A 26,211-nucleotide genomic window follows, 5' to 3' on the forward strand; every position below is an offset into this window, starting at 1 on the left:
GTCCGGCCACGCCCCCGCCGAACCGCGCCGACACGGGCGGCGCGGGCGTTGTCAGACCCCCCGCCTAGACTCGCCGAAGTCAGCACGATCCGTGCGGGAAGCGACATCGGAGCGGTGGAAGGGGGGGCGAGGGGCATGACAGCGGAGAACCACCGGGGCGAGAGCGGCCCCGCGCGCGTCGAGCGCCCTGGAGCCCTCCCGCGGAGCGCGGACGCCGGCACCGCGTCGGACCCGGACGCAGGCGTGGGCGGAGCACCGGGGGTCACCCCGGATGCCGCGGCACGCGGCGCGGACGTCGGCCGCCTGCTGCGCTGCGCCGCCGTCTTCCTGCCCGGCGCGCTGCCCAGGGAAGGCCGCATCGCCTTCTGGGACCCCGACGCGGCGGACCCGCCCGGCGCGGGCGGCGTCCTGGACCCGGCCGGCGACCCCGTCCGCGACGACGCGCCGGGCCGGACCGCGTCCCCCTTCGCCTACGCGGACGGCTCCGGCGACGGGTCCGACACCGTGCCCTACACCCCCGCCCTGCTCACCGTCGTCCGGCCCGGCGGTGCGGCGGGCGCCACCGCCTGCGAGGTGCCGGCCGCGCTGCTGCCCGTGGCCGACGCGCTGCCCGTGCTCGTCCGCGCCCGGCACCGGCCGTCCGCCCACCCCGCCGCCCGCTGCTGGGGCGCGGCCGCGCTGCACGCCCTCCAGCTCGTCGCGCGCGGCAGGCTCCTGCCCGGCCTCACCCCGAGCGGCCACGACGCCTGGCGGGCGGGCCCCAGGGACGCCGAGGACGTCGCCCATCTGCGGGCCGTCGCCGCCGCCCTGCCGCCCGAGGGCCACGCCGTGCCGGTCGCCGCCTCCGATCCGCCCCGGCTGCCCGACCCCGAGGTGCTGATCGGTTCCTTCCTGGACGCCGTCGCCGACACGCTGCCGCGCACCCCGGCCGCCGCCTTCGCCATGGGCGCGCCCTTCGCCGCCCGCGAAGCCCAGCACCTGCCGCACGCCGGAGCGTGGGCCGTCGAGGTGGCCTCGGGGCTGGACGCGGGGGTGCGCGTCTCGCTGCGCCTGGACCTCTCCGCGTACGAGCTGTTCGACACCGCCGACACCTACGCGCCCGCGGCGGACCGCGAGGACGAGGACGCCGCCGGGCCCGCGCTCCGCCCGGACGACCCCGCGCTCCGCCACGCCGCCGCGGCCGTCGTGCAGGTGCACAGCCTCGCCGACCCGACGTACGTGGTGGACGCCGCCGCCCTGTGGGACGGCGGGGCGGGCGAGCCGTTCGGCCCGCGCGCCCGGGTCGACGCGGTGCTGGCGCTGCGCCGGGCCGCCCGCGTCTGGGACCCGCTCGGACGGCTGCTGGAGCAGGCCGTCCCCGACGTGCTCGCCCTCACCGAGGACGAGCTGTACGCGCTGCTGGGCGACGCGGGGGCCCGGCTGGCCGACGCCGGGGTCGACGTGCACTGGCCGCGCGAGCTGGCCCGCTCCCTCACCGCCACCGCCGTCGTGCGGCCCGCGCCCGGATCGGCCACCGACGGCACCTCGTTCTTCGACGCGCAGCGGCTCTTCGCCTTCGACTGGCAGCTCTCCCTGGGCGACGAGCGGCTGACCGAGGCCGAGATGGACGCCCTCGCCGAGGCTCACCGCCCGGTGGTCCGGCTGCGCGACCAGTGGGTGATCGTCGACCCCGCGCTCGTCCGCAAGGCGCGCAAGCGGGAGCTGGGGCTGCTGGACCCGGTGGACGCCCTGGCCGTCGCCCTCACCGGGAGCGCCGAGGTGGACGGGGAGCGGGTCGACGCCGTCCCGACCGGGGCCCTCGCCGCTCTCCGCTCCCGCCTCCTCTCCGACGACACGGCGATCGAGCCGCCGCCCGGCCTGGACGCGACCCTGCGCGACTACCAACTGCGCGGCCTCGCCTGGCTGGACCGGATGACCTCGCTCGGACTGGGCGGCTGCCTCGCCGACGACATGGGCCTCGGCAAGACGATCACCCTCATCGCCCTCCACCTGCGCCGCGCCCACCCCGCGCCCACCCTGGTGGTCTGCCCCGCCTCCCTCCTCGGCAACTGGCACCGAGAGATCAACCGCTTCGCCCCCGGCGTCCCGGTGCGCCGCTTCCACGGCACGGACCGCACCCTGGGCGACCCCGACGGCGGCTTCGTCCTCACCACGTACGGCACGATGCGCTCCAGCGCCGCCCAGCTCGCCGAGCAGAGCTGGGGCCTGGTCGTCGCCGACGAGGCGCAGCACGTCAAGAACCCGCACTCCTCCACGGCCAAGGCGCTGCGCACGATCCCCTCACCGGCCCGCGTCGCCCTCACCGGCACCCCCGTCGAGAACAACCTCTCCGAGCTGTGGGCCCTGCTCGACTGGACCACGCCCGGACTCCTCGGCCCGCTCAAGGCGTTCCGGGCCCGGCACGCCCGGATCGTGGAGAACACCGGCACGGCCGCCGGCCTCGGGAACGACGAGGCCGCTCAGCGGCTGGCCCGGCTGGTGCGCCCCTTCCTCCTGCGCCGCCGGAAGTCCGACCCCGGCATCGCCCCCGAGCTGCCGCCCAAGACGGAGAGCGACCACCCCGTCTCCCTCACCCGCGAACAGGCCACGCTGTACGAGGCGGCCGTCCGCGAGACGATGGCGCGGATCGAGGCGGCGGAGGGGATCGCGCGCCGGGGGCTGATCATGAAGCTGCTGTCGTCGCTCAAGCAGATCTGCAACCACCCCGCCCAGTATCTGAAGGAGGAGCCCACCCGCCTCGCGGGCCGCTCCGGCAAGCTCGACCTGCTGGACGAGCTCCTGGCCACGATCCTCGCGGAGGACGGCTCGGTCCTGGTCTTCACCCAGTACGTGACGATGGCGAGACTCCTCTCCGCCCATCTCGCCTCCCGCGGCATCCCCTCCCAACTCCTGTACGGCGGCACGCCGGTGCCCGAGCGGGAGCGGATGGTCGACCGCTTCCAGTCCGCCGAGGTCCCCGTCTTCCTCCTCTCCCTCAAGGCGGCCGGCACCGGGCTGAACCTGACCCGTGCCGCCCACGTCATCCACTACGACCGCTGGTGGAACCCGGCCGTGGAGGAGCAGGCCACCGACCGGGCCTACCGGATCGGCCAGACCCAGCCCGTGCAGGTCCACCGGATCGTCGCGGAGGGCACGGTGGAGGACCGGATCGCCGAGCTGCTGGAGTCCAAGCGGGCCCTGGCGGACGCGGTGCTGGGCGGCGGCGGGGAGGCCGCCCTGACCGAGCTGAGCGACCGCGACCTCGCCGACCTCGTATCGCTGCGGAGGCCCGCGTGAGCCCGCGTACGGCGTCCCGTTCGGCCCCGCGCCCGCGCCCCGGCCCCGACGACCTGCGGCGCACCTTCGACGCGGTGCCCGCCCGCGCCTGCGCCGAGGGGGAGCCCTTCGCCGACAGTTGGTGGGGCCGCGCCTGGATGGAGGCCCTGGAGTCGCTGTCGATGGACCGGGCGCGGCTCGACCGGGGCCGCGCGTACGCGGACGGCGGCCATGTCGCCGCGGTCACCGTCACCCCCGGCAAGGCGGTCGCCTACGTCCACGGCAGCCGCGCCCGCCCCTACCGCTCCGAGCTGCGCCTGCGCACGTTCACCGACGCCGACTGGGACGCCCTGCTCGACGCCGTCGCCGCCCGGCCCGGCCACCTCTCCGCGCTGCTCGCCAAGGAGATGCCGCACGCGCTGGCCGCCACCGCGGAGGACGCCGGCGTCCGGCTGCTGCCCGCCGCCGGCGATCTCGACCCGGTCTGCTCCTGCCCGGACCACGGCAGACCCTGCAAGCACGTCGCCGCCCTCTGCTACCAGGCCGCCCGCCTGCTCGACAGCGACCCGTTCGTCCTGCTGCTCATGCGGGGCCGGGGCGAGCGCGAACTGCTCGACGAGCTGGAACGGCGCAACGCCGAGCACTCCGCGCGCGAGCGCCCCGCCGCTCCCGCGGCCCCCTCCGTCGCCGCGGGGGAGGCCTACGCCGGCCGCTTCCGGCCCCCGCTGCCGCCGCCGCTCCCCGTCCCGCCCCACCCCGGACGGCCGCCGTCGTACCCGGAGCTGCCCGGCGCCCGCGACCCGCTCGGCCTGGACCACCTCGCCGCCGAGGCGGCCGCCCGCGCCCACGCGCTCCTGGCCACCGGGCGCGACCCGCTGGCCGGGCTCTCCGTCTGGCAGGACGCGGTCCGGCTCGCCGCCTCCCACCCGACCGCCGGGCTCACCGCCACCACCCGCGCGCTCTACCGGGAGCTGGCCCACGCCACCGGCCGCACCACCACCGACCTCGCCCGCGCCGTCGCCGCCTGGCGCCAGGGCGGAGCAGAGGGCCTCGCGGTGCTGGAGACGCCCTGGGACCCCCCGGCCGGCCCCTTCGACCGGGCCCGGCCCGCGCTGGCCGCCGCCGCGTTCCCCCGCTTCACGCCGTGGCGCAACCGCCTCACGCACCCGGCCGACGCGCTCCAGCTCCGCTTCGGCCACGACGGCCGCTGGTACGGCTACGAATCCGACCCCGGCGCCGACGACTGGTGGCCGCGCGCCGCCCCGGACCCCGACCCGGTGGCCGTCCTGGAAGCCCTGCTGGCCGGTGACTCCGCCCCGGCGGACTCCCTCTCCGACCCTCCGTACGTCCGGTGAGGAGCCTCGGCCGCGGGGCGGGCCCGGCTCACTGCCGGTAGCCGCTCAGGAAGCGTCCGATGCGGCTGATCGCCGCGTCCAGGTCGTCGGCGTACGGAAGGGTCAGGATGCGGAAGTGGTCGGGGCGCGGCCAACTGAAGCCGGTGCCCTGCACCACCTGGATCTTCTCCCGCAGGAGCAGGTCCAGGACGAACTTCTCGTCGTCGACGATGGGGTGCGCCTTCGGGTCGATGCGCGGGAACGCGTACAGCGCGCCCTTCGGCTTCACGCACGAGACTCCGGGGATCTCGTTCAGCCGCTCCCAGGCCCGGTCGCGCTGCTCGTGCAGCCGACCGCCCGGCGCGACCAGCTCCCGGATGCTCTGCCGCCCGCCGAGCGCGGCCTGGATGGCGTACTGGGCCGGGGCGTTGGGGCACAGCCGCATCGAGGCCAGCATGGTCAGCCCCTCCAGATAGCTGCGCGCGTGCTGCCGCGGGCCGGACACCACCATCCAGCCGGACCGGAACCCGGCCACCCGGTACGTCTTGGACAGCCCGCTGAAGGTCAGGCAGACCAGATCCGGCGCGAGGACGGCCGCGCTGTGGTGCTCGGCCCCGTCGTAGAGGATCTGGTCGTAGATCTCGTCGGCGAACACCATCAGCCCGTGCCTGCGGGCCAGGTCGAGGATGGCTTCGAGGACCTCGCGCGGGTAGACCGCGCCGGTGGGGTTGTTGGGGTTGATGATCACGACGGCCTTGGTCCGGTCGGTGATCTTCGACGCCATGTCGGCGACGTCCGGGTTCCAGTCGGCGGCCTCGTCGCAGAGGTAGTGCACGGCCCGGCCGCCCGCGAGGGTGGTCACCGCCGTCCACAGCGGGAAGTCCGGGGCGGGGATCAGCACCTCGTCGCCGTCCTCCAGCAGGGCCTGCACGGCCATGGAGATCAGCTCGGACACGCCGTTGCCGAGGAAGACGTCGTCCACGCCCACCTCCGCCAGCCCCATGGCCTGGTAGCGCTGGGCCACCGCCCTGCGGGCCGAGAGGACGCCGCGCGAATCGGTGTAGCCGTGCGCCTGCGGCAGCATCCGGATCATGTCCTGGACGATCTCCTCCGGGGCCTCGAAACCGAAGAGCGCCGGATTGCCGGTGTTGAGCCGGAGCACGCTGTGGCCCGCCTCCTCCAGGGCGTTGGCGTGCTCGATGACCGGGCCCCGGATCTCGTAACAGACCTCGTTGAGCTTGCTGGACTGGCGGAACTCCATGCGGTGCCTCCCGAGCCGAAGTGCGATACTTGGTTTTACCAAGCTGGCACTTGGAAAGTCCAACGACATGTCTAGACTGCGTCCCATGCCACGTCAGCAGTCAGCAGCACGCCCAGCCCGCCGCCGGAGCTACGACCAGTTCTGCGCCACCGCCCGCGCCCTCGACTCCGTCGGCGACCGGTGGACGCTGCTGATCGTCCGCGAACTGCTCGGCGGGCCGCGCCGGTACACGGACCTGCACGCCGACCTGCCCGGCGTCAGCACCGACGTGCTGGCCTCCCGGCTCAAGGACATGGAGCAGACCGGTCTGGCCGTACGCCGCAGGCTGCCGCCCCCGGCGGCGGCGTCCGTGTACGAGCTGACCGAACGCGGACACGGCCTGCTGCCCGTGCTGACCGCCCTCGCCGCGTGGGGCGCCCCCGCCCTCGCCGAGCGCCGCCCCACCGACGCGGTGCGGGCCCACTGGTTCGCCCTGCCGCTGCTGCGGGCGCTCGCCGCGCTCACGGAGGAGGGCGTTCTCGACGTCGAGCTCGACGCGGGCGCGTTCCACGTCCGCACCGGCCCGGCGGCGGCACGGGCCGCGACCGCCGGCGCCTCGCCCGCCGGCGAACTGCCCGGCGAGGTCTACGGGTTCGGCCCCGCCCCGAACCCCGACGCCCGCCTCGTCCTGGACGGCGAGCTGTGCCTGGAACTGGCGCGGGGCACGGTGGCGCTCGCGGACGCGGTGCGGGACGGCCGGGTCGAGGTGGTCGGCGAGGGCCCGCTCGCCGCCGAACTCCGCGGCGGCTGAGGCGGTGGGAGCCGCCGCGTGTCGGGGATGATGGGGGGCGTGCGACTCGAAGCGATCACCTGGGAACGGCTGGCCGGCGAGTTGGCCCGGTACGGCGACGGGCTGCCCGCCCCCGGCGGCGGAGCCCGGATCGCCCTCGGCGTCGACGGCGCTCCGGCCGCCCGCACCGGCGAACTGGCCGAGCGCGTGGCCCAGGAGCTGAGGCTGCGCGGCCGGGCGGTGCTGGTGGTGCCCACCGAGGGCTTCCTGCGCCCGGCGAGCCTGCGGTTCGAGTACGGGAAGCGGGACCCGGAGGCGTACGCCGAGAGCTGGTTCGACACCGGGGCGCTGTGGCGCGAGGTGTTCGGGCCGCTGGAGGCGGGCGGCACGGGCCGGGTGCTGCCCGACCTGTGGGACCCCGCGACCGACCGGGCGACCCGCGCCCCGTACCACCCCGTGCCGGAGGGCGGGCTCGTCATCGTGCACGGGCCGCTGCTGCTGGGGCACTGGTTCCCGTTCGCGCTCAGCGTCCATCTGCGGCTGTCGCCGGGGGCGTTGCGGCGGCGTACGGAGGAGTCGGAGCGCTGGACGCTGCCCGCGTTCGCCCGGTACGAGGACGAAGTGGCGCCCGCCGAGCGGGCGGACGTGGTCGTCCGGGCGGACGACCCGGCGCACCCCGCCTGGTCGGGGCTGCCGCAGGCGGACGGGCCCGGCGCGGGGTGACGGCGGGGCGTCCGCGGGCGGGCGGCCGTACGGGCGCCCGCCGTATCGCGCCGACGGCCGAGCGCGGCCGCCCCGGTCCCCGCTCGGCCGGGACCGGTCAGCCGGGGGCGACTTCCGTGCGCAGGCTCCGGCGCAGCGCCAGCGCGGCGACCGGGAGCAGCAGCGCGGCGCCGAGGGCGTTCAGCGGGCCGTACCCCCACTGGGCGACGATCACCCCGGCGGCCGCTCCGCCGACGCCCGCTGCGGTGTTCATGGTCAGGTCCGACAGCCCCTGCACGGCCGCACGCGCGGCCTGCGGGACCGCGTCGGTGAGCAGTGCGGAACCGGCGATCATGCCCGCCGACCAGCCCAGACCGAGCACGAACAGGCCCGCGGCGGTCTGTCCGTGCCGAGGGCCCGCGGTGCCCGCGAGCAGCGCGGCGCAGCTCAGCAGCCCGACCGCCAGCCCGATCACGGTGAGCCGGCCGAACCGGTCCGCCAGCTTGCCCATCACCGGCGAGAACGCGTACATGCCCGCGATGTGACCGCTGATGACGAGCCCGATCAACTGGAGGCCGGCGCCGTGGCGGCTCAGGTCCACCGGGGTCATGACCATGATCGACACCATGGCGGTGTGCGACACGGCGACCGTGACCAGGGCCAGTCGCGCCATCGGCGACTCCCGGACGGCCGCGACCCCGGCGCGCAGCGACCGCTTCCCCGGTGCGGAGGACTCCTCGGGGACCAGGGCGCGGGCCGTGAGCAGCGGGTCCGGGCGCAGCGCGAGGGCCACGACCGTCGCCGCGAGCAGGAAGACGACCGCCGAGCAGAGGAAGGGCCCCGCCGCCTCCGGGACCGGCGTGCCGCGGAACGACCGGCCCGCCGGGGCCGCGATGTTGGGGCCGAGCACCGAGCCGATCGTGGTGGCCCAGACGACGGTGGAGATCGCCCGGCCCCGGCGCTCGGGCCCCACGAGGTCGGCCGCCGCGAACCGGGCCTGGAGACCGGCCGAGGACCCCGCGCCGAACGCGGCCATCCCGACCAGCAGCAGCGGGAAGCTGGGCAGTACCGTGGCGAGCACCACCAGCCCCCCGCCCAGCGCGCCGATCAGATAGGCGAGCACCAGGCCCGGACGGCGGCCGCGGGAGGCCATCAGCGCCGCCAGCGGCAGCGACAGCAGCGCCGTGCCGGCGACGGACGCGGTCGGCGCCAGCCCGGAGAGCGCCTCGGAGCCGCTGACCTCGACGGCCAGCATCGGCGCGAGGGCGATGCCGACGGCCACGCCGAGGCCGCCGAGTATCTGGCTGACGATGAGCACGGCGGACGTGCGGCGCTGGAGGGCGGGCAGCCCGTCGGCCGTGACCGGGGGCGGCGCAGGAGAAGGAGTCACCGGCGCAGTGTGCCACCGGAGACGCCCCGCGATGCACCCGGACGGGTGAACCGCCCGCCGCCTCGGGCCGGGGAAGGCGCGCCCGTCCGGGACACCGGCCGAGCGATGTCGCCGCGGGTGGTAGTGGGGGCGGGCCCGTCCTGCGGACGGCCGCCGGCGCGCGCCCGCGTCGGCGGTCGGCGCACCCGTCCGAACCGGCGAACGTACGCCTGCCCGCATCGGGACACCGTGTACCGCCTCGGCCGGCGCACCGGGCACCCGCCCGCACGCCCGCCCCGCGCGGCGGCCGCCCGGTGCGAGCCGCGGCTCCGCCTAGAACAGCGGCTGCGGCAGCACCCCCTCCAGCGCCAGCAACCGCCGCTTGGTCTCCAGGCCGCCCCCGAACCCGCCGAGCCCGCCACGGCTCTCGACCACCCGATGGCAGGGCACCACCACCGGCAGCGGGTTGGCGCCCATGGCGGCCCCCACCGCCTGGGCCCCGTCCGGCCGTCCCGTCCGCGCCGCCAGCTCCCCGTAACCGACGACCGTGCCGTACGGCACCCCGGACGCCAGCTCGCGCAGCACCTCGCGCTGGAACCCCGACGTCAACGACCAGTCCAGAGGCGCGGTGAACGCCCGTCGCCCGCCCGCGAAATACGCCGTCAGCTCGCGCACGGCCCGGTCAGCCGGGCGGAGCCGGGCGCCTCGACCGGCTCCGCGCCGAGCCGGGCCCGCAGCCCGGCGAGCGTCGCGTCCCGCACGGCGGGCCGGGCGTGGAAGGCCACGGTCACCAGCCCGGCGGAGGTCGCGGCGAGCAGCAGCGGCCCGATGGCGCTGGGCACGACGCACCACTCCACGGTCGGCCTCCCCGGCCGCCCGTCGCCGTCCGCACCGTCCACGTCCACGTCGTCCATGCCGCCCACCGTACGACCCGCCACTGACAGCGCCGGGCCGCCCACCGCCCCCTCCGGGTCGCGGACGGGCGCGCCCGTTCAGCTCGTCGCGTCGCGCACCACGTCGGGGTAGTTGGTGATGATGCCGTCGACCCCGTACGCACGGGCCTGCGCGGCCTTCGCGGCGTCGTCGACCGTCCACGTGTTGACCCGCAGGGGCTTGCCGTGCGCGCCCTTGAGCCGTTGCACGGCCGCCACGTAGTCGGCGCCGATCGTCGCGTACGAGGGGTTGATCTGGTCGGTGAACGCCGCGTACGAGGGCAGGTCGGCCACCGCCGGGGCGCCCAGGAAGCCGGTCGTGACGTCGGGGCGCAGGGCGTGGACCTTCTTCACGCTGTCGGCGCCGAAGCTCTGGACGACCAGCCGCCCGCGGACGTGGGAGCGGTCCAGCCACCCCTCCTCGCCCAGCACGCGCAGGACGTCCCGCTCGATGCCCGGATAGAGCTGCGGCTTCTTGATCTCCAGGAGCAGCTTCTGCCGGTGGCGCTCCAGCCGGTGGAGGAACTGGGCGAGCGTCGGCACCCGCGCACCGGTGAACCGCGTGCCGAACCACCTGCCCGCGTCGAGTCGCGCCAGCTCCGCGGCGGTGAAGTCCTTGACCGCCCACGGCGCCCGGTCGGGGAAGACCTGCTCGACGTCCGTGGTCCGCTTCAGGCTCTCGTCGTGCAGGACGACGAGCACGCCGTCGCGGGTGCGCTGGACGTCGTTCTCCACCCAGTCCACGCCGAGCGCCTCCGCCGCGTCGACGGCGGCGAGGGTGTTCTCCGGCGCGTAGCCGGAGGCCCCTCGGTGGGCCACGACGATCGGGTCCGCCCGCTGCCCGGTGGCGCGGGTCTCGGCGGCCGGCAGCAGCAGGGCGCCGGCCCCCAGCACGACGGCGGCGGTGGCGGAGGCGGTTGCGGTGCGTACGGACACGGGGACTCCTCGCATCGGCGTGGCGGACAGGCCGAGACTGGCAGCGGCGCGCCAACGCCGGACGGGGAGGCGGTGGCCATGACATGAACGCAACCCTCGCGCCGGGGCCGGGCGGGACCCGCCGACGCCGCCCGACCGCCGGTGACCGGCGTCCTCGGTCCGGACGCCGTGGCGCGGCCCGCACGGGGACGGCCGCCCTGATCCCTTCCCCGCCCGACCGGGAGGGGAGCGGGGAGGCCGGGGAACCAGCCGAACGGGGTGGGCCGGACGGGCCAGGGCGCGCGGCCGCCGGGCGCCGGGGGGTCCCGGAGCCCGGCGATCCGAGGCCGTTGTCAGTGCGGAGCCGTACGGTGGTTCCATGCGGCCCGTTTCCAAGATCGAACGTTCGGTGGCGCCCTTCGAGGTCGTCAGTCCCTACCAGCCCAGCGGCGACCAGCCGGCGGCCATCGCCGAGCTGGAGCGGCGCATCCGCGCCGGCGAGAAGGACGTCGTCCTGCTCGGCGCGACCGGCACCGGCAAGTCCGCGACCACCGCCTGGATGATCGAGAAGCTGCAGCGCCCCACGCTGGTGATGGCGCCCAACAAGACGCTCGCCGCCCAGTTGGCCAACGAGTTCCGCGAGCTGCTGCCGAACAACGCCGTGGAGTACTTCGTCTCGTACTACGACTACTACCAGCCCGAGGCGTACGTCCCGCAGTCGGACACCTACATCGAGAAGGACTCCTCCATCAACGAGGAGGTCGAGCGGCTGCGCCACTCCGCGACGAACTCGCTGCTCACCCGGCGCGACGTCGTCGTGGTCGCCTCCGTCTCCTGCATCTACGGCCTCGGTACGCCCCAGGAGTACGTGGACCGCATGGTCCAGCTCAAGGTCGGGGAGGAGGTCGACCGGGACCAGTTGCTGCGCCGCTTCGTCGAGATGCAGTACACCCGCAACGACCTGGCGTTCACCCGAGGCACCTTCCGGGTCCGCGGCGACACCATCGAGATCTTCCCGGTCTACGAGGAGCTGGCCGTCCGCATCGAGATGTTCGGCGACGAGATCGAGGCGCTGTCCACCCTGCACCCGCTGACCGGCGAGGTCATCAGCGAGGACCCCTCGCTGCACGTCTTCCCCGCCAGCCACTACGTCGCCGGGCCCGAGCGCATGGAGAAGGCAGTCGGCGGGATCGAGCGGGAGCTGGAGCAGCGCCTGGCCGAGCTGGAGAAGCAGGGCAAGCTGCTGGAGGCCCAGCGGCTGCGTATGCGCACCACCTACGACATCGAGATGCTCCGCCAGATCGGCACCTGCTCCGGCGTCGAGAACTACTCGATGCACTTCGACGACCGCGCCCCCGGCACCGCCCCCAACACCCTCCTCGACTACTTCCCGGACGACTTCCTGCTGGTCCTGGACGAGTCCCACGTCACGGTCCCGCAGATCGGCGCGATGTACGAGGGGGACGCCTCCCGCAAGCGGACCCTGGTGGACCACGGTTTCCGGCTGCCGTCCGCCATGGACAACCGGCCGCTGAAGTGGGAGGAGTTCCTGGAGCGGATCGACCAGACGGTGTACCTCTCCGCCACGCCGGGCAAGTACGAGCTCTCGCGCGGCGACGGGTTCGTCGAGCAGATCATCCGCCCCACCGGCCTCGTCGACCCCGAGATCGTGGTCAAGCCCACCGAGGGGCAGATCGACGACCTGGTGCACGAGATCCGCAAGCGCACCGAACGCGACGAGCGGGTCCTGGTCACCACCCTCACCAAGAAGATGTCGGAAGACCTCACCGACTACTTCCTGGAGCTGGGCATCCAGGTCCGCTACCTGCACAGCGACGTCGACACCCTGCGCCGCATCGAGCTGCTGCGCGAGCTGCGCTCCGGGGAGTACGACGTGCTGGTCGGCATCAACCTCCTGCGCGAGGGGCTCGACCTTCCCGAGGTGTCCCTGGTGGCCATCCTCGACGCCGACAAGCAGGGCTTCCTGCGCTCCGGGACCTCCCTCATCCAGACCATCGGCCGCGCCGCCCGCAACGTGTCCGGGCAGGTCCACATGTACGCCGACAAGATCACCCCGGCCATGGCGCAGGCGATCGACGAGACGAACCGCCGCCGCGAGAAGCAGATCGCGTACAACACCGAACGCGGCATCGACCCGCAGCCGCTGCGCAAGAAGATCAACGACATCGTCGCCACCATCGCCCGCGAGGAGGTCGACACCGAGCAGCTTCTCGGCACCGGCTACCGCCAGGGCAAGGACGCCAAGACCCCCGTGCCCGCCCTCGGCGGCAAGGCGGCCAAGGGCGGCGCGAAGGGCCGGGCCGCCTCGCCCGGCGCCGTGCTCAGCGACCGGCCCGCGACGGAGCTGGCCGGGATCATCGAGGAGATGACCGAGCGGATGCGGGCGGCCGCCGCCGACCTGCAGTTCGAGGTGGCCGCCCGGCTGCGCGACGAGGTCGGCGAACTGAAGAAGGAGCTGCGGCAGATGAAGGAGGCGGGTTTCGCCTGACGCCGTTCCCGGCGGTCCGCGGCGACCCGCCGCACCGCCGGGTCGAAGGCGCGGACTCCGGTCCGCGGGTGTGTTGCAAGAGCGACACAAAGGCGGACGGAGCCTGCTGCCGCCGGGGGAGTCATGCGTAGGGTGCGGGAAACCGCACACGGACGGATGCGGGGCAATGCCGAGAGGGGACAGCGCGTGACGGTCAACATGACCAAGGGTCAGGCCATCAGCCTGCAGAAGAGCGACGGGGGGACCCTGACCGCGGTGCGGATGGGGCTCGGCTGGCAGGCGGCCCGGCGCCGCGGCCTGTTCGGATCGCGCACCCGCGAGATCGACCTGGACGCCTCGGCGGTGCTCTTCGCCGACAAGCAGCCGGTGGACGTCGTGTTCTTCCGGCACCTCGTCAGCGACGACGGCTCGGTCAAGCACACCGGCGACAACCTGGTCGGCGGCGCGGGCTCCGGGGGCGACGACGAGGCGATCCTCGTCGACCTCCAGCGCGTGCCGGTCCACATCGACCAGATCGTCTTCACGGTGAACTCCTTCACCGGGCAGACCTTCCAGGAGGTCCAGAACGCCTTCTGCCGCATCGTGGACGAGGCCAACGGCCAGGAGCTCGCCCGGTACACGCTGGACGGCGGCGGCCAGTACACCGCCCAGATCATGGCGAAGGTGCACCGCGCGGGGACCGGATGGAAGATGACGGCCCTCGGGAACCCGGCCAACGGCCGCACCTTCCAGGACCTGATGCCGTCCATCCTCCCGCACCTGTAGGCGGGGCCGGGAGCGGCCCGACGCCGCCGCCCGCGGCGGGGAACCGCACCGGCCGGAGCAGCTCCCGGAGGCCCGCCGCCGGGAGCTGCACCACGCACCGCACGACCACCGCACCGCACCACGTACGACACGTACGCACCACGCACGACACACCGCGCACGACGCGCCACGTACGACTCACGCGCACCACGCATCACGACGCCGCACCGCGTCCGCAGGGCGCGGAGCCATCGTCGAGGGGGACAGGGCAATGACGGCCGAACTGGTCCGGGGACAGAACCACACCTTGTCCCAGACCCGTCTGGAGATACGGGTGTCGGCGGGCACGCCCGTCGTGGCCGGCGCCACCCTCGGCGACGAACGGGGCGCCGTGCGGGACGCCGGGTGGATCGCCCACCCCGGCTCGCCGCAGCTCCCCGGACTCGAGGTCTCCCAGCAGGCGGCGGCCGACCACCGGCTCGCCGTGGACCTGGACGCCCTGCCCGCCGAGGTCCACCGGGTCACCGTGCTGCTCGCCCTGCCCGCGGGCGTCGGCGGCCCGGCACGGTTCGGCGCGGTCCCCGCGCCCTTCGTCGCGGTCACCGGGCTCGACGGCGCCGAGATCGCCACCTTCACGCTGACCGGCCTGGACGCCGAGTCCGCGGTCAGCGCCCTGGAGCTCTACCGCCGCCAGGGCGCCTGGAAGGTGCGCGCCGTCGGACAGGGGTACGCGGCGGGGCTCGCCGAGATGCTCGCCGACCAGGGCATGGCCGAGGCCGCCGCCCTGGCCGCGTCCATCCACGAGGCCGTCTCCCGCGGCCTCGCCCGCTCCGTGTCCCCGCCGCCGCGGACCCCCGGGGACGGCCGCGTACCGCGCGCCGTGAACGGCCCCGCGCCCGTGGCGCCCGTGGCGCCTTCGATGCCCGCGCCGACGCTGCCCGCGACCGCCGAGCCTGCGGGGTACGGCCCCGCGCCCGCCGCGCCTGCCGTGCCCGTGACGCCCGCGCCCGTGATGCCCGCGCCTTCGCCGGCCGGAGCCCCGGCCGCGCGGCCCGACGAGCCGCCGACCGGGCCCGCCCCCGCGGGACCGACGCCCCCGCTCCGGACGCCCACCGAACCGGGCTCCACCGCCGGAGCCCCGGCCCCCGGCGGGCCCATCGACTACGCGCACCCGCGGCGGCAGCACGCCGAGCCCTCGCCGCCCTCGCACGCCGCGCCCCCGGCCCAACCCGGCCAGGCCGTGCGGCCGGTCGCCGGGGACGCCACCGGCTGGTCGATGGACGAGCGGCTCTACAACCAGGTCTGGGGCATGTTCGAGGACCTGGCACGGGCCGTCGCGGCCTACCGGAGCGCCGTGGACTTCGCGGAGTCCCGGATGAGCCAGGAGCTGGACCGGGTCCTGGCGGACCCGCGCAACCGGCTGGGCCTCGCGGGCGACCGCGCCCGCGAGGCGGCCCGCGCCAAGCACGACGAGCTGACCGCCCGCGCGCGGGAGGTCCTGGACCGGGACCTCGATCTACTGGCCGCCGAGGCGGCCGTCGTGGAGCCCGCGCTGCCCGCCGCGTACGCCGGGTGGGACAACCCGGTCTGGCACGCCCACCGCATCCCGATGGAGATGCCGATGGCCCTGCGCGTCGGCGACCTCCACCTGCCCGAGCGCACCGATCTGCGCATCCCGCTGCTGGTCCGGCTGCCGCTGGAGCGCGGCATCTGGGTGGACAGCGGACGCACCGGCTCCGAGGCCGCCGCCCTGTTGGACGCGGACGGGCTGCGCCGCCTGGCGGTGGAGACCGCCGTCGCCCACGCGGCCCGGCTGCTGGCGGTGCATCCGCCCGGTGAGTTCGCGGTGCACGTCATCGACGCGGCGGGCGCGGCGGCCGGACCGCTCGCGCCGCTGGTCGACGCGGGAATCCTGGCCGGTCCGCCGGCCGCCGGGCCCGGCGGCGTGGCCTCCGTCCTCGCCCACCTCACCCGGCGGGTGGACCTGGTGCACATGGCGGTCCGGGCCGGGGCGGCCGACTCGCTCCCGCCGGACCTCGACACCGGCGCGCAGCTTCTCCTGGTCAACGACTTCCCGCACGGCTTCGACGACCGGGCCGTCACCCAGCTCCGCTACCTCGCCGACGAGGGCCCCGCGGTCGGGGTGCACCTCCTGATGGTCGCGGACCGGGAGGACGCCCGTGCGTACGGGCCGGTGCTGGACCCGCTCTGGCGTTCGCTGCTGCGGATCACCCCGGTCGCCGACAGCCACCTGGCCGACCCGTGGGTCGGCCACGCGTGGACGTACGAGCCGCCGGCGGTCCCGCCGGGCAGCCGTGTGCTGGAGCAGGTGCTCGCTCGGGCCGTCGCCGCACGTCGGGCCGCCAGTCGCTGACGGCCCTCCCGAACGACCCCTCCGACCTGGGCTTTTGGCCAGTCTTTTACTCTACCCTTTACCTGCTCTTGGTGATTCCTGTACTGTTCGCGGAACGGAGGGGAGTACTCCTTACGCGACGTCCCGTCAATACGGACCCTCACCGGTCCCGGGGCGCCGGCCCAGGCGCGCAGGTGCGCCCGGGTGGAAGAGACCTCCGGCAGCGACGACGCTGATCAGTAGCCGTAGCGAACTGCCGGAGGCGCAGTGGACGTTTCATGGACCCTTTGGGCGTTGACCATTCTCGGTCTGACCGCCCTGATCGCCGTCGACTTCTTCATCGGGCGCAAGCCCCATGACGTGTCGACCAAGGAAGCCGGTATCTGGACGATCGTCTGGATCGCGCTGGCCATCCTCTTCGGACTCGGCCTCATGGTCTTCGGCGAGACCCAGGCCTCCGGCGAGTTCTTCGCCGGATTCATCACCGAGAAGTCGCTGAGCGTCGACAACCTCTTCGTCTTCGTCCTGATCATGGCGAAGTTCTCGGTGCCCTCGCACCTCCAGCAGCGGGTGCTGCTCATCGGTGTGCTGATCGCCCTGGTGCTCCGGGCGATCTTCATCGCCGCCGGCGCCGCCGTGATCGCGAACTTCTCGTGGGTGTTCTACATCTTCGGCGCGTTCCTGATCTACACCGCCTGGAAGCTCATCCAGGAGGCTCGGGCGGACGAGGACGAGGAGGAGTGGGACGAGAACCGCCTCCTGAAGTCGATCGAGCACCGCTTCGGCGTCGCCGACAAGTACCACGGCACGAAGCTCTTCATCCAGAACAACGGCAAGCGCGTCATGACCCCGTTGATGGTGGTCATGCTCGCCATCGGCATGACGGACGTGCTGTTCGCGCTGGACTCGATCCCGGCGATCTTCGGCCTGACCCAGGACCCGTACATCGTCTTCACGGCCAACGCGTTCGCGCTGATGGGCCTGCGCCAGTTGTACTTCCTCATCGGCGGCCTGCTGAAGAAGCTGGTCCACCTCAGCTACGGCCTGTCGGTGATCCTCGGCTTCATCGGCGTCAAGCTGGTGCTGCACGCCCTGCACGAGTCCGGGGTGCACGTGCCCGAGATCTCCATCCCGTTCTCCCTCTCCGTCATCTGCGGCGTCCTGGTGATCACCACGATCACCAGCCTCATCGCCAACAAGAAGCAGGCGGCGGCCGAGGCGGAGGCCGGCGGCGCGGCGAAGACCGCCGGTCTCGCCGACGAGGAGAGCAAGAGCGTCAACGGCTGACCTGTGCGCCGCCCGCGGGCGGCGTGAGGAGACACCGGCAGCGGCCGGGGCGGGACACGGCGAAGGCCGTCCGCCCCGGCCGCCGCGCGTGGTCGGCGCGGGGCGTGCGCGGGGCGCGACCGGCGGCCCCGTGAGCGCGCCCCGGCTCGGGCGACGGCCTCCTGCGGCAGAGCTCCCCCCGGTACAGCAGAAGCCCCCGTACGGAGAGCGGACCGTACGGGGGCTCGGCGGGTGGGGGCGGCTACCAGCCGCGGGCGCGCCACTCGGGCAGTCGGGGCCGCTCGTCGCCGAGCGTCGTGTCGTCGCCGTGCCCCGGATAGACCCAGGTCTCGTCCGGCAGCCGGTCGAACAGCTTCGTCTCGACGTCGTGCAGGAGGCTCGCGAACGCCTCGGGGTCCTGGCGGGTGTTCCCGATGCCGCCGGGGAAGAGGCAGTCCCCGGTGAACACGTGCGGGGCGCCGTGCGGGTCGTCGTAGACGAGGGCGATGGAGCCGGGGGTGTGGCCGACCAGGCGGCGGGCGGTCAGCTCGACCCGGCCCACGGCGATCGTGTCGCCGTCCTCGACCAGGACGTCGGTCGGGACCGGGATGGCCTCGGCGTCGTACCGGCCGGCGTACGTCCGCGCGCCGGTGGCCGCGACGACCTCGGCCAGCGCCTGCCAGTGGTCCCCGTGCCGATGGGTCGTGACCACCGAGGCGATGCCGTCCTCGCCGATCAGCGTGAGCAGCGCCTCCGGGTCGGCGGCCGCGTCGATCAGCAACTGCTCGCCGGTCGCCCGGCAGCGCAGCAGATACGCGTTGTTCTCCATCCCGCCGACGGCGACCTTGGTGATCATCAGGTCCGTCAGTTCGTGCACGCTCGCCGGTCCGCCGACCTTCACCGCTCCGCTGTACGTCATACGGCCCAGCCTATAGCGGGGGCAGGACGGGCAGGGGGCCCCCGGACGCGGTCAGGGCGGAGCCGTCGCGGCGCCCGGCGAGCCAGCCCAGCAGGTCGGCGGCGGGCCCCCGCACCGTCACCTCGGCGCTCGACGGGCCGCCGCCCGTGCTCCACGTGGAGCCGTCCTCGTCGGCCAGCACGGTGGCGGGCACCTCCGCGCTGCCGGTGAAGCGCTCGGCGAGGAAGGCGATCTCCCGGTGGACGAACGCGCCGGGCAGGTCCTCCAGCTCGTAGCCCACGTCGAGATCGACGTGGTGCAGCTCCACCTCGACCCAGCGGCGGAAGGGAAGGCGGGAGCAGGAGTCCGTCACCCCGTTGCGCAGTGTGACCGTACGGGACCAGTCGGCCGGCTCCGCCGCCGCGGCGAGGAGCCGGTCCGCGCTCTCCCGCAGGTCGGCCACCTGCTCGGCCGCCGGACGCGGGGCGCCCCGGGCGATGTCGGCGTCCCGCGTTTCGCTGCTCGCGTACATCGGGAGCCCCCGGAGAACATTTCCGATCGCGTCGGCGTTACGTGAGAGGTGGGTCAGAACATGGCCCCGGCTCCATCCGGGCAGTCGTGACGGCTGGGCGACCCCGGCGTCGTCCAGTCCGGCGGCCGCGCCGAGCAGTCGCTCGGTCGCCGCGCGTACAGCTCCCAGGTCGTGCGCGTGATCCATCATGCGGCCGAGCCTAGCTTCGCCACCCGTTCGGGTGAAGGAGTCTTGGGGCGGCCGCAAATCGAATGTGCGTGCTATACGCTCGGAGTCGAAAGCCTTCTCCACCGCTGTGGCGCCCCCCATACCCTGGGACGGGGGCTCAGTTCCCCCGTCTCTCTCCAGAAAGGTGCGGACCGGCGTGGCCGACCGTCTCATCGTCCGTGGCGCGCGTGAGCACAACCTGAAGAACGTCTCGCTCGACCTGCCCCGCGACTCCCTCATCGTCTTCACCGGGCTCTCCGGGTCGGGCAAGTCGTCCCTCGCGTTCGACACGATCTTCGCCGAGGGGCAGCGACGCTACGTGGAGTCGCTCTCCTCGTACGCCCGGCAGTTCCTCGGCCAGATGGACAAGCCGGACGTCGACTTCATCGAGGGGCTGTCCCCGGCGGTCTCCATCGACCAGAAGTCGACCTCGCGCAACCCGCGCTCGACGGTCGGCACCATCACCGAGGTCTACGACTACCTCCGGCTGCTCTTCGCCCGGATCGGCAAGCCGCACTGCCCCGAGTGCGGGCGCCCCATCTCCCGCCAGTCGCCGCAGGCCATCGTCGACAGGGTCCTCGCCCTGCCCGAGGGCAGCCGCTTCCAGGTCCTCTCCCCGCTGGTGCGCGAGCGCAAGGGCGAGTTCGTCGACCTCTTCGCCGACCTCCAGACCAAGGGCTACAGCCGCGCCCGCGTCGACGGCGCCACGATCCAGCTCTCCGAGCCGCCCACGCTCAAGAAGCAGGAGAAGCACACCATCGAGGTGGTCGTCGACCGCCTCACCGTCAAGGACAGCGCCAAGCGCCGGCTGACCGACTCGGTCGAGACCGCGCTCGGCCTCTCCGGCGGCATGGTCGTGCTCGACTTCGTCGACCTCCCCGAGGACGACCCCGAGCGCGAGCGGATGTTCTCCGAGCACCTCTACTGCCCGTACGACGACCTCTCCTTCGAGGAGTTGGAGCCGCGCTCCTTCTCCTTCAACTCGCCCTTCGGCGCGTGCCCCGAGTGCACGGGCATCGGGACGCGCATGGAGGTCGACCCCGAGCTGCTCGTCCCGGACGAGGAGAAGTCCCTCGACGAGGGAGCGATCCACCCCTGGTCGCACGGCCACACCAAGGAGTACTTCGGCCGCCTGATCGGCGCGCTCTCCGAAGCCCTCGGCTTCCGTACGGACATCCCCTGGGCCGGGCTGCCGCAGCGGGCCAAGAAGGCCCTGCTGTACGGCCACAAGATCCAGACCGAGGTCCGCTACCGCAACCGGTACGGGCGCGAGCGCGCCTACACCACCCCCTCCTTCGAGGGCGCGGTCCAGTTCGTCAAGCGGCGCCACACGGAGGCCGAGAGCGATTCCAGCCGGGAGCGCTTCGAGGGCTACATGCGCGAGGTCCCGTGCCCGACCTGCGAGGGCACCCGGCTCAAGCCGATCGTGCTCGCGGTGACGGTGATGGAGAAGTCCATCGCCGAGGTGGCCGCCATGTCGATCAGCGAGTGCGCCGAGTTCCTGGGCCGCCTCACGCTGAACGCCCGCGACAAGAAGATCGCCGAGCGGGTCCTCAAGGAGGTCAACGAGCGGCTGAAGTTCCTCGTCGACGTCGGCCTGGACTACCTCTCGCTGAACCGTGCGGCCGGCACCCTGTCCGGCGGCGAGGCCCAGCGCATCCGGCTGGCGACGCAGATCGGCTCCGGCCTGGTCGGCGTGCTGTACGTCCTGGACGAGCCGTCCATCGGCCTCCACCAGCGTGACAACCACCGTCTCATCGAGACCCTGGTGCGTCTGCGCGACATGGGCAACACGCTCATCGTCGTCGAGCACGACGAGGACACCATCAAGGTCGCCGACTGGGTCGTCGACATCGGCCCCGGCGCGGGCGAGCACGGCGGCGAGGTCGTGCACTCCGGTTCGCTCAAGGAGCTGCTGGACAACGAGGAGTCGATCACCGGCCAGTACCTGTCCGGCAGGCGGGCGATCCCCACCCCGGACGCCCGGCGGCCGATCGACCCCGCCCGCAGCCTCACCGTGCACGGCGCCCGCGAGAACAACCTCCAGGACGTCGACGTCTCCTTCCCGCTCGGCGTCCTCACCGCCGTCACCGGCGTCTCGGGGTCCGGCAAGTCCACGCTGGTCAACGACATCCTGTACACCCACCTGGCCCGCGAGCTGAACGGCGCCAAGTCGGTTCCCGGCCGCCACACGCGGGTCGACGGGGACGACCTCGTCGACAAGGTGGTGCACGTCGACCAGTCGCCGATCGGCCGCACGCCCCGGTCGAACCCCGCGACGTACACCGGAGTCTTCGACCACGTCCGCAGGCTGTTCGCCGAGACGATGGAGGCGAAGGTGCGCGGCTATCTGCCGGGCCGCTTCTCCTTCAACGTCAAGGGCGGCCGCTGCGAGAACTGCTCCGGCGACGGCACGATCAAGATCGAGATGAACTTCCTGCCCGACGTGTACGTCCCGTGCGAGGTCTGCCACGGAGCGCGCTACAACCGGGAGACCCTGGAGGTCCACTACAAGGGCAAGTCCATCGCCGAGGTGCTGGACATGCCCATCGAGGAGGGCCTGGAGTTCTTCGAGGCCGTCCCGACGATCGCCCGTCACCTGCGCACGCTCAACGAGGTGGGCCTGGGGTACGTGCGGCTCGGGCAGTCCGCGCCGACCCTCTCCGGCGGCGAGGCGCAGCGCGTCAAGCTCGCCAGCGAGCTGCAGAAGCGCTCCACCGGCCGGACGGTCTACGTCCTGGACGAGCCGACCACGGGTCTGCACTTCGAGGACATCAGCAAGCTGATCACCGTGCTCTCCGGCCTGGTCGACAAGGGCAACACGGTGGTGGTCATCGAGCACAACCTCGACGTCATCAAGACCGCGGACTGGGTCATCGACATGGGTCCCGAAGGGGGCAACGGCGGCGGACTGGTCGTCGCCGAGGGGACCCCTGAGCAGGTCGCCTCGGTTCCGGCCAGCCACACCGGGAAGTTCCTCCAGACCATCCTGGACGCGGACCGGATCAGCGAGGCGGCGGTGCCCTCGGGACGGGGCGCCCGCAAGACGGCCTCCCGCAAGGCCGCCCCCGCCAGGAAGACGGCGGCGAAGGGCGCGGCGGCCACGGCCAAGAAGGCCACCGCCGCGAAGACCGGTGCCAAGGCGGCCGCGAAGAAGACCACCCGCGCCCGCAAGTCCTGACCACCGGGCCGGGCCGCCCTCTCTCCCGCGACACCTGCCGGAGAGAGGGCGGCCCGAGCCTCCCGCCCCGGCCTCCGCGCCTGCGGTCCGCGCCCCGGCACCTGCGATCCGGGCCCTGGCCCCCGAGCCTGTGGTCCGCGCCCCGGCCCCCGTGTTCCGGCACCTGCGATCCAAGCCGCGGTGCCTGCGACCCGAGTCCTGGCCCCGCCTCCCCGCGCTCACGGCCCGCCGATGGAGGCCGGCGGCTACGTGCGGCACGGCACCCCCGCCTCCCCGCGCGCACGGCCCGCCGGGGCCCGGAGCGCGGGACGGGGGCGTACGGGCGCAAAGGCAGGGTGCCGGGCCCGGCCCCTGCCTGTACGGGCCGGGCCCGGCCGCAAGGCTTCCGTTCCCCGCCGGTATCGTCGGTTCTGTCACCGGCGCGCAGGTTGTCCCCGGCTTCCCCGGCGACCTCGTTCCACCCCCGCCAACGCCCCGTGGAGTCAGCATGTCCGGTCTGCCCGCCGCCCGCCGTACCGTGCTGAAGGGCGCCGCGCTCGTCGGCGCGGCCGGGCTCGGGGCGGCCGCCTGCTCCACCGAGTCCAAGCTCGGCCACGCCAAGAATCCCGTCCCCACCGCGCCCGTCGACCTCGGAGCCGCGGCGGACGTGCCCGTCGGCGGCGCCAAGCTCTACCGCGAGCAGCGCCTCCTCGTCGCCTGTCCGGCCAAGGGCGAGTACCGGGCCTTCAGCGCCCAGTGCACCCACGGCGGCTGCGTCCTGAGCAAGATCGAGGACAACGAGGGCCACTGCCCGTGCCACGGCAGCCGCTTCGACGTGGCCACCGGCGAGCCGGTGCAGGGCCCGGCCACCGTGCCGCTGCCCGCCGTCCCGGTCACCGCCGAAGGCGGAAAGCTCGTCGCCGGCCCCGCCGCCTGAGCCGTTCCGCCGCCCTGACGCCCGCGCCGCCCGCCGCCCCGACGCCCTGAGTCTCCCCGCCGAGGCCCCAGCCCCACCCGGCCCCGACGCCGAGCCTCCCCGCAGACGCCCGCGCCGCCCCGACGCCCGCGCCGCCCGCCGCCCCGACGCCCAAAGCCCCGCTTTCCCCGACGCCGGGGCCCGGCGGCCCCGCACCGCCCGGCCCGGCGTCACTCCCAGTCCCAGTCGATGCCGATCAGCCCCGGCCGCACCGCCTCCTCCACCAGGTGCACGGTCCGGTGCCGGCCGGTCAGCGTGAGGTCCCCGCGAGCACCGCGCGCCGCGCCCGCCGAAGCCTGCGCGAACCGGCGGCACCGCACCGGCAGCGCCTCCTCGGCGAAGCCGACCTGGAGCACGTACTGGCCGCCCCCGAAGGTGAAGCCGCGTACGTACTCGCCGCTCGGGCCGCCCGTGCCGTCCTCGAAGCCGTAACCGAAGAGGTACGTCTCGCCGGACCGCAGCCGGGTGTCGAACAGCAGCTCCGCCACCAGCACCGCCGCGTCCCGGTCCCAGCGGACCCGGCCGGTCCGGCAGTTCTCCAGGGCCCGCACCTCGATCCGCGCCGGGTCGCAGCCCGCGTCGCCCCGGTGGACCGCGAGATAGCGGTCCACCCCGTCCCGGTGCGCGCGCACCGCGTGGAGCGAGGTGCGGCCCGCCAGCTCGCGGCGCGGCCCGATCAGCACCCGTTCCTGATGCCCCACCGTGTGCAGGCCGCCGTCGACCGGCGACTCCATCGCCGCCAGCAGCCGTTCCACCGAACCCGACGCCTCCAACAGTGAGCGGTACGAGCGCCCCGCCGGACGGTCCGCGTCCGCGGAGACGTCGTCGTACCGCAGCAGCCGCAGCAGCGAGTCGTCCGGCAGGGCGAGCACCTCCTCCAGGGCGCTCACCGCCCGCAGCGACTCGGCGCGCCGGGGGCGGCGCACGCCCTGCTGCCAGTAACTGAGGCTGGTCACCCCCAGCTTGACGCCCCGGTGCGCCAGATGGCTCTGCACCCGCTGGAGCGGCAGCCCGCGCACCGCCAGAGCGGTCCGCAGCGCCAGGTGGAACGGGCCGGTCCGCAGCACCCGCGCCAGTTCGGTGTCGGTCTGCCGCATGGCGGTCCTCCGGTGAACGTTCACGTGGGGAGTGGCGGCACCGCCCCGTGGGGGAGGCGGGGGAGCAGGTGACCGGGGTGGGGCCGTTCACGCCGGCGCCGTGCCGTTCACACCGTGATGTCACTCAGCATTGAAGCGTGTTGACGTGCCCCGGACAACGTCGGATGCTCCTCATCAGCGTCCGGACGCGCTCCTCCGATCCCACCCCCGCCAGGGAGGAACGCCATGCGCAACCGAAGAGTCAGGCCCCGAAGGCTCCCCCTCACCGCCCTCCTCGCCGCCGTCCTGCTGGCCGTCCCCGCGGGCACGGCCACCGCGGCCCGGCCCCCGGCGGGCGCCGCCGCCGCCCAGCGGCTCGACATCACCATGCAGGCGCAGCAGAAGACCAACTGGTGCTGGGCGGCCGCCGGCGACACCATCGCCGCCTGGTTCGGCCGGGGCAGCACCCAGAACCAGTTCTGCAACGCCGCCTTCAACCGCGCCCAGGGCTCCGAGTGCCCCAACTCGCAGGCGACCCTCGGCAACGTCCAGACCGGCCTGTCCTGGGCCGGGGTGCGGCCCGGCTCGTACGTCACCGGCTGGCTGCGCTACCTGGCCGTCCAGGCGGAGATCGCGGCCCGGCGCCCTGTCGAGACCCGCATCCAGTGGTCCTCCGGCGGTGGCCACATGCACGTCGTCCACGGCTACGACGACGACGGGAGCTGGGTCTACTGGGGCGACCCCTGGCCCTCCAGCAACCGCTACAACTGGGCCTCGCACGCCTGGTACGTCGACAACGGCCAGTTCTCCTGGACCCACTCGCTCTACCGGATAGGGGCGTGAGGACATGGAATCCACCACCCGGCGCACCACCCTCCTGAGCCCCGCCGCCCGGAGCGCGGCCGTCGCGGCCGCCCTCGCCGCAGCCGCCCTCCTCGCCGCCGCTCCCGCCCACGCCGACGAGGGCCCGGAACCGCGACTCACCGCCGCCGCTCTGACGGCCGCCCACGAGGCCGCCGCCGCACCCGCCACCCTGGACACCGTGGCCCGGTTCTTCGCACGGGAGGGCACGGCGGCCCGCGAGGCCGCCGCGCCCCGCATCGAGGGGAGGGCCGTCCCCGTCCGCACGCTCTCCGCCGCGTTCGTCGCCGGAAAGCCGGGGGCCGCCCCCAGCACCCTGGACCTCCTCGCCGCCACCGCCGTCTCCTCCGACGGCCGCCGGGCCTCCCTGTGGACGGTCCCCCGGCCGGACGGGAGCGGCCGGTGGCAGGTGGTGAACATCGCCACCGGCGACGACGAGGCCCGCTACACCGCCCGAGGCGAGCGCGCGCTGCCCGGCGGCACCGTCTTCCGCGAACCGCAGATCGACGCCTGGTACGTCCACGACGCCTCCCGCGTCCTCCCGCTGGACGAGGACGCCGAGGCGGCCGTGGGCCCGCGCGGCACCACGCTCACCGCCTACCGGGCGCGGGTCCGCCAGGCGTACGGCGACAAGCTGCCCGGCTCCGCGTACGCCCGCTCGGGCATGGCGGGCGGCTACGGCCCCCAGACCCCCGGAGCCGGCCGGGCCCCAGCGGGCCAGGCCCCGGAAGCCGGCCAGGCTCCAACGGCTCAGGCGCCAGCAGGCCGGGCTCCCCGAGCCGGTGAGGGCCCCGCGGCCGGCCACGCCCCCGAAGCCGCCCGCGGCCCCGCGCTCGCCGGGGCGGCCGGCCCGCCGGACACCGCGCTGACCACCGTCTCCGCGGTCGCCGGGACCGGGGCGCTGCTCGCCCTCGCCCTGTGCGGCGCCGCCGCCCTGCGCCGCCGGGCCCGTACCGGGCGCGCCCCGGCCGCGGACGCCTGAGCGGACCGCGCCCGTCCGGTCGCGGGGGGGGGGGGGGGGGGGGGGGGGGGGGGGGGGGGGGGGGGGGGGGGGGGGGGGGGGGGGGGGGGGGGGGGGGGGGGGGGGGGGGG

At 74.5% G+C, this 26,211-nt stretch carries 18 protein-coding genes and 1 pseudogene; 12 read left to right on the top strand and 7 right to left on the bottom strand.

Translation table 11 applies throughout. The features are described 5' to 3' along the window. The first annotated feature begins 135 nt into the window (after window positions 1-135). Together ACZ6EJ_RS06395 and ACZ6EJ_RS06400 are read left to right on the top strand one after the other, a co-directional pair. A complete protein-coding gene (locus ACZ6EJ_RS06395; protein ID WP_469264986.1) occupies window positions 136-3,276 on the top strand; it encodes an SNF2-related protein in 3,141 nt (1,046 codons plus the stop codon). Continuing rightward, complete coding sequence (locus ACZ6EJ_RS06400; protein ID WP_469264987.1) at window positions 3,273-4,610, top strand: SWIM zinc finger family protein; 1,338 nt, start codon at window positions 3,273-3,275, stop codon at window positions 4,608-4,610. Before ACZ6EJ_RS06395 ends, ACZ6EJ_RS06400 begins: the two co-directional genes overlap by 4 nt. Window positions 4,611-4,638: 28 nt before the next feature. Here the strand turns inward: ACZ6EJ_RS06400 and ACZ6EJ_RS06405 are convergent, their stop codons facing one another. Continuing rightward, complete coding sequence (locus ACZ6EJ_RS06405) at window positions 4,639-5,850, bottom strand: pyridoxal phosphate-dependent aminotransferase (protein ID WP_469264988.1); 1,212 nt, start codon at window positions 5,848-5,850, stop codon at window positions 4,639-4,641. A gap of 85 nt (window positions 5,851-5,935) precedes the next feature. Between ACZ6EJ_RS06405 and ACZ6EJ_RS06410 the strand changes: the two genes are divergently transcribed. Further along, complete coding sequence (locus ACZ6EJ_RS06410) at window positions 5,936-6,640, top strand: winged helix-turn-helix transcriptional regulator (protein WP_469264989.1); 705 nt, start codon at window positions 5,936-5,938, stop codon at window positions 6,638-6,640. Between the two features lie 39 nt (window positions 6,641-6,679). Then, complete coding sequence (locus tag ACZ6EJ_RS06415; RefSeq protein ID WP_469264990.1) at window positions 6,680-7,342, top strand: nucleoside/nucleotide kinase family protein; 663 nt, start codon at window positions 6,680-6,682, stop codon at window positions 7,340-7,342. A gap of 97 nt (window positions 7,343-7,439) precedes the next feature. Here the strand turns inward: ACZ6EJ_RS06415 and ACZ6EJ_RS06420 are convergent, their stop codons facing one another. The 3 genes and pseudogenes from ACZ6EJ_RS06420 to ACZ6EJ_RS06430 form a co-directional block, all read right to left on the bottom strand. Continuing rightward, window positions 7,440-8,639 (bottom strand): MFS transporter, encoded by a 1,200-nt coding sequence (locus ACZ6EJ_RS06420; RefSeq protein ID WP_469265008.1) that lies wholly within the window; start codon window positions 8,637-8,639, stop codon window positions 7,440-7,442. 384 nt (window positions 8,640-9,023) lie between these two features. After that, a pseudogene (locus ACZ6EJ_RS06425) lies at window positions 9,024-9,604 on the bottom strand (methylated-DNA--[protein]-cysteine S-methyltransferase). A gap of 78 nt (window positions 9,605-9,682) precedes the next feature. Next, the gene (locus ACZ6EJ_RS06430) at window positions 9,683-10,558 is read right to left on the bottom strand and encodes a glycerophosphodiester phosphodiesterase (protein ID WP_469264991.1); all 876 of its coding nucleotides are present in this window, start codon (window positions 10,556-10,558) and stop codon (window positions 9,683-9,685) included. A gap of 358 nt (window positions 10,559-10,916) precedes the next feature. On the opposite strand from ACZ6EJ_RS06430, the gene uvrB reads away from it, so the two are divergent. The 4 genes from uvrB to ACZ6EJ_RS06450 all read left to right on the top strand — a co-directional run bounded on the left by uvrB (window position 10,917) and on the right by ACZ6EJ_RS06450 (window position 17,430). Then, entirely contained in the window at window positions 10,917-13,046 is a 2,130-nt protein-coding gene (gene uvrB / locus ACZ6EJ_RS06435; protein WP_469264992.1) for an excinuclease ABC subunit UvrB, read from the top strand. A 186-nt stretch (window positions 13,047-13,232) separates the two neighbouring features. Beyond that, a complete protein-coding gene (locus ACZ6EJ_RS06440; protein ID WP_469264993.1) occupies window positions 13,233-13,811 on the top strand; it encodes a TerD family protein in 579 nt (192 codons plus the stop codon). 250 nt (window positions 13,812-14,061) lie between these two features. Next, a complete protein-coding gene (locus ACZ6EJ_RS06445) occupies window positions 14,062-16,164 on the top strand; it encodes a TerD family protein (protein ID WP_469264994.1) in 2,103 nt (700 codons plus the stop codon). A 246-nt stretch (window positions 16,165-16,410) separates the two neighbouring features. Beyond that, on the top strand, window positions 16,411-17,430 hold the full coding sequence (locus tag ACZ6EJ_RS06450; protein ID WP_469264995.1) for a TerC family protein: 1,020 nt from the start codon (window positions 16,411-16,413) through the stop codon (window positions 17,428-17,430). Window positions 17,431-17,671: 241 nt separating this feature from the next. Here ACZ6EJ_RS06450 and ACZ6EJ_RS06455 read toward each other — a convergent pair whose 3' ends face one another. Next, complete coding sequence (locus tag ACZ6EJ_RS06455) at window positions 17,672-18,328, bottom strand: MBL fold metallo-hydrolase (RefSeq protein ID WP_469264996.1); 657 nt, start codon at window positions 18,326-18,328, stop codon at window positions 17,672-17,674. A 10-nt stretch (window positions 18,329-18,338) separates the two neighbouring features. Next, window positions 18,339-19,028 carry a maleylpyruvate isomerase family mycothiol-dependent enzyme gene (locus ACZ6EJ_RS06460; protein WP_469264997.1) on the bottom strand — a complete coding sequence of 230 codons (690 nt, stop codon included), beginning with the start codon at window positions 19,026-19,028 and terminating at the stop codon, window positions 18,339-18,341. Window positions 19,029-19,203: 175 nt separating this feature from the next. Between ACZ6EJ_RS06460 and uvrA the strand changes: the two genes are divergently transcribed. Beyond that, window positions 19,204-22,227, top strand: a complete 3,024-nt coding sequence (gene uvrA, locus ACZ6EJ_RS06465) for an excinuclease ABC subunit UvrA (RefSeq protein WP_469264998.1) — start codon at window positions 19,204-19,206, stop codon at window positions 22,225-22,227. 487 nt (window positions 22,228-22,714) lie between these two features. After that, the gene (locus ACZ6EJ_RS06470) at window positions 22,715-23,143 is read left to right on the top strand and encodes a Rieske (2Fe-2S) protein (RefSeq protein ID WP_469264999.1); all 429 of its coding nucleotides are present in this window, start codon (window positions 22,715-22,717) and stop codon (window positions 23,141-23,143) included. Window positions 23,144-23,352: 209 nt separating this feature from the next. On the opposite strand, the gene ACZ6EJ_RS06475 is transcribed toward ACZ6EJ_RS06470, so the two are convergent. Next, the gene (locus tag ACZ6EJ_RS06475) at window positions 23,353-24,279 is read right to left on the bottom strand and encodes a hypothetical protein (protein ID WP_469265000.1); all 927 of its coding nucleotides are present in this window, start codon (window positions 24,277-24,279) and stop codon (window positions 23,353-23,355) included. A gap of 225 nt (window positions 24,280-24,504) precedes the next feature. Here ACZ6EJ_RS06475 and ACZ6EJ_RS06480 point away from each other — a divergent pair, with 225 nt between their 5' ends. Together ACZ6EJ_RS06480 and ACZ6EJ_RS06485 are read left to right on the top strand one after the other, a co-directional pair. Next, window positions 24,505-25,101, top strand: coding sequence for a papain-like cysteine protease family protein (locus ACZ6EJ_RS06480; protein ID WP_469265001.1), 597 nt, complete (start codon window positions 24,505-24,507; stop codon window positions 25,099-25,101). A gap of 4 nt (window positions 25,102-25,105) precedes the next feature. After that, the gene (locus ACZ6EJ_RS06485; protein ID WP_469265002.1) at window positions 25,106-26,101 is read left to right on the top strand and encodes a hypothetical protein; all 996 of its coding nucleotides are present in this window, start codon (window positions 25,106-25,108) and stop codon (window positions 26,099-26,101) included. The last annotated feature ends 110 nt before the right edge of the window (window positions 26,102-26,211 follow it).

This window comes from Streptomyces sp. NPDC041970 (assembly GCF_055588985.1).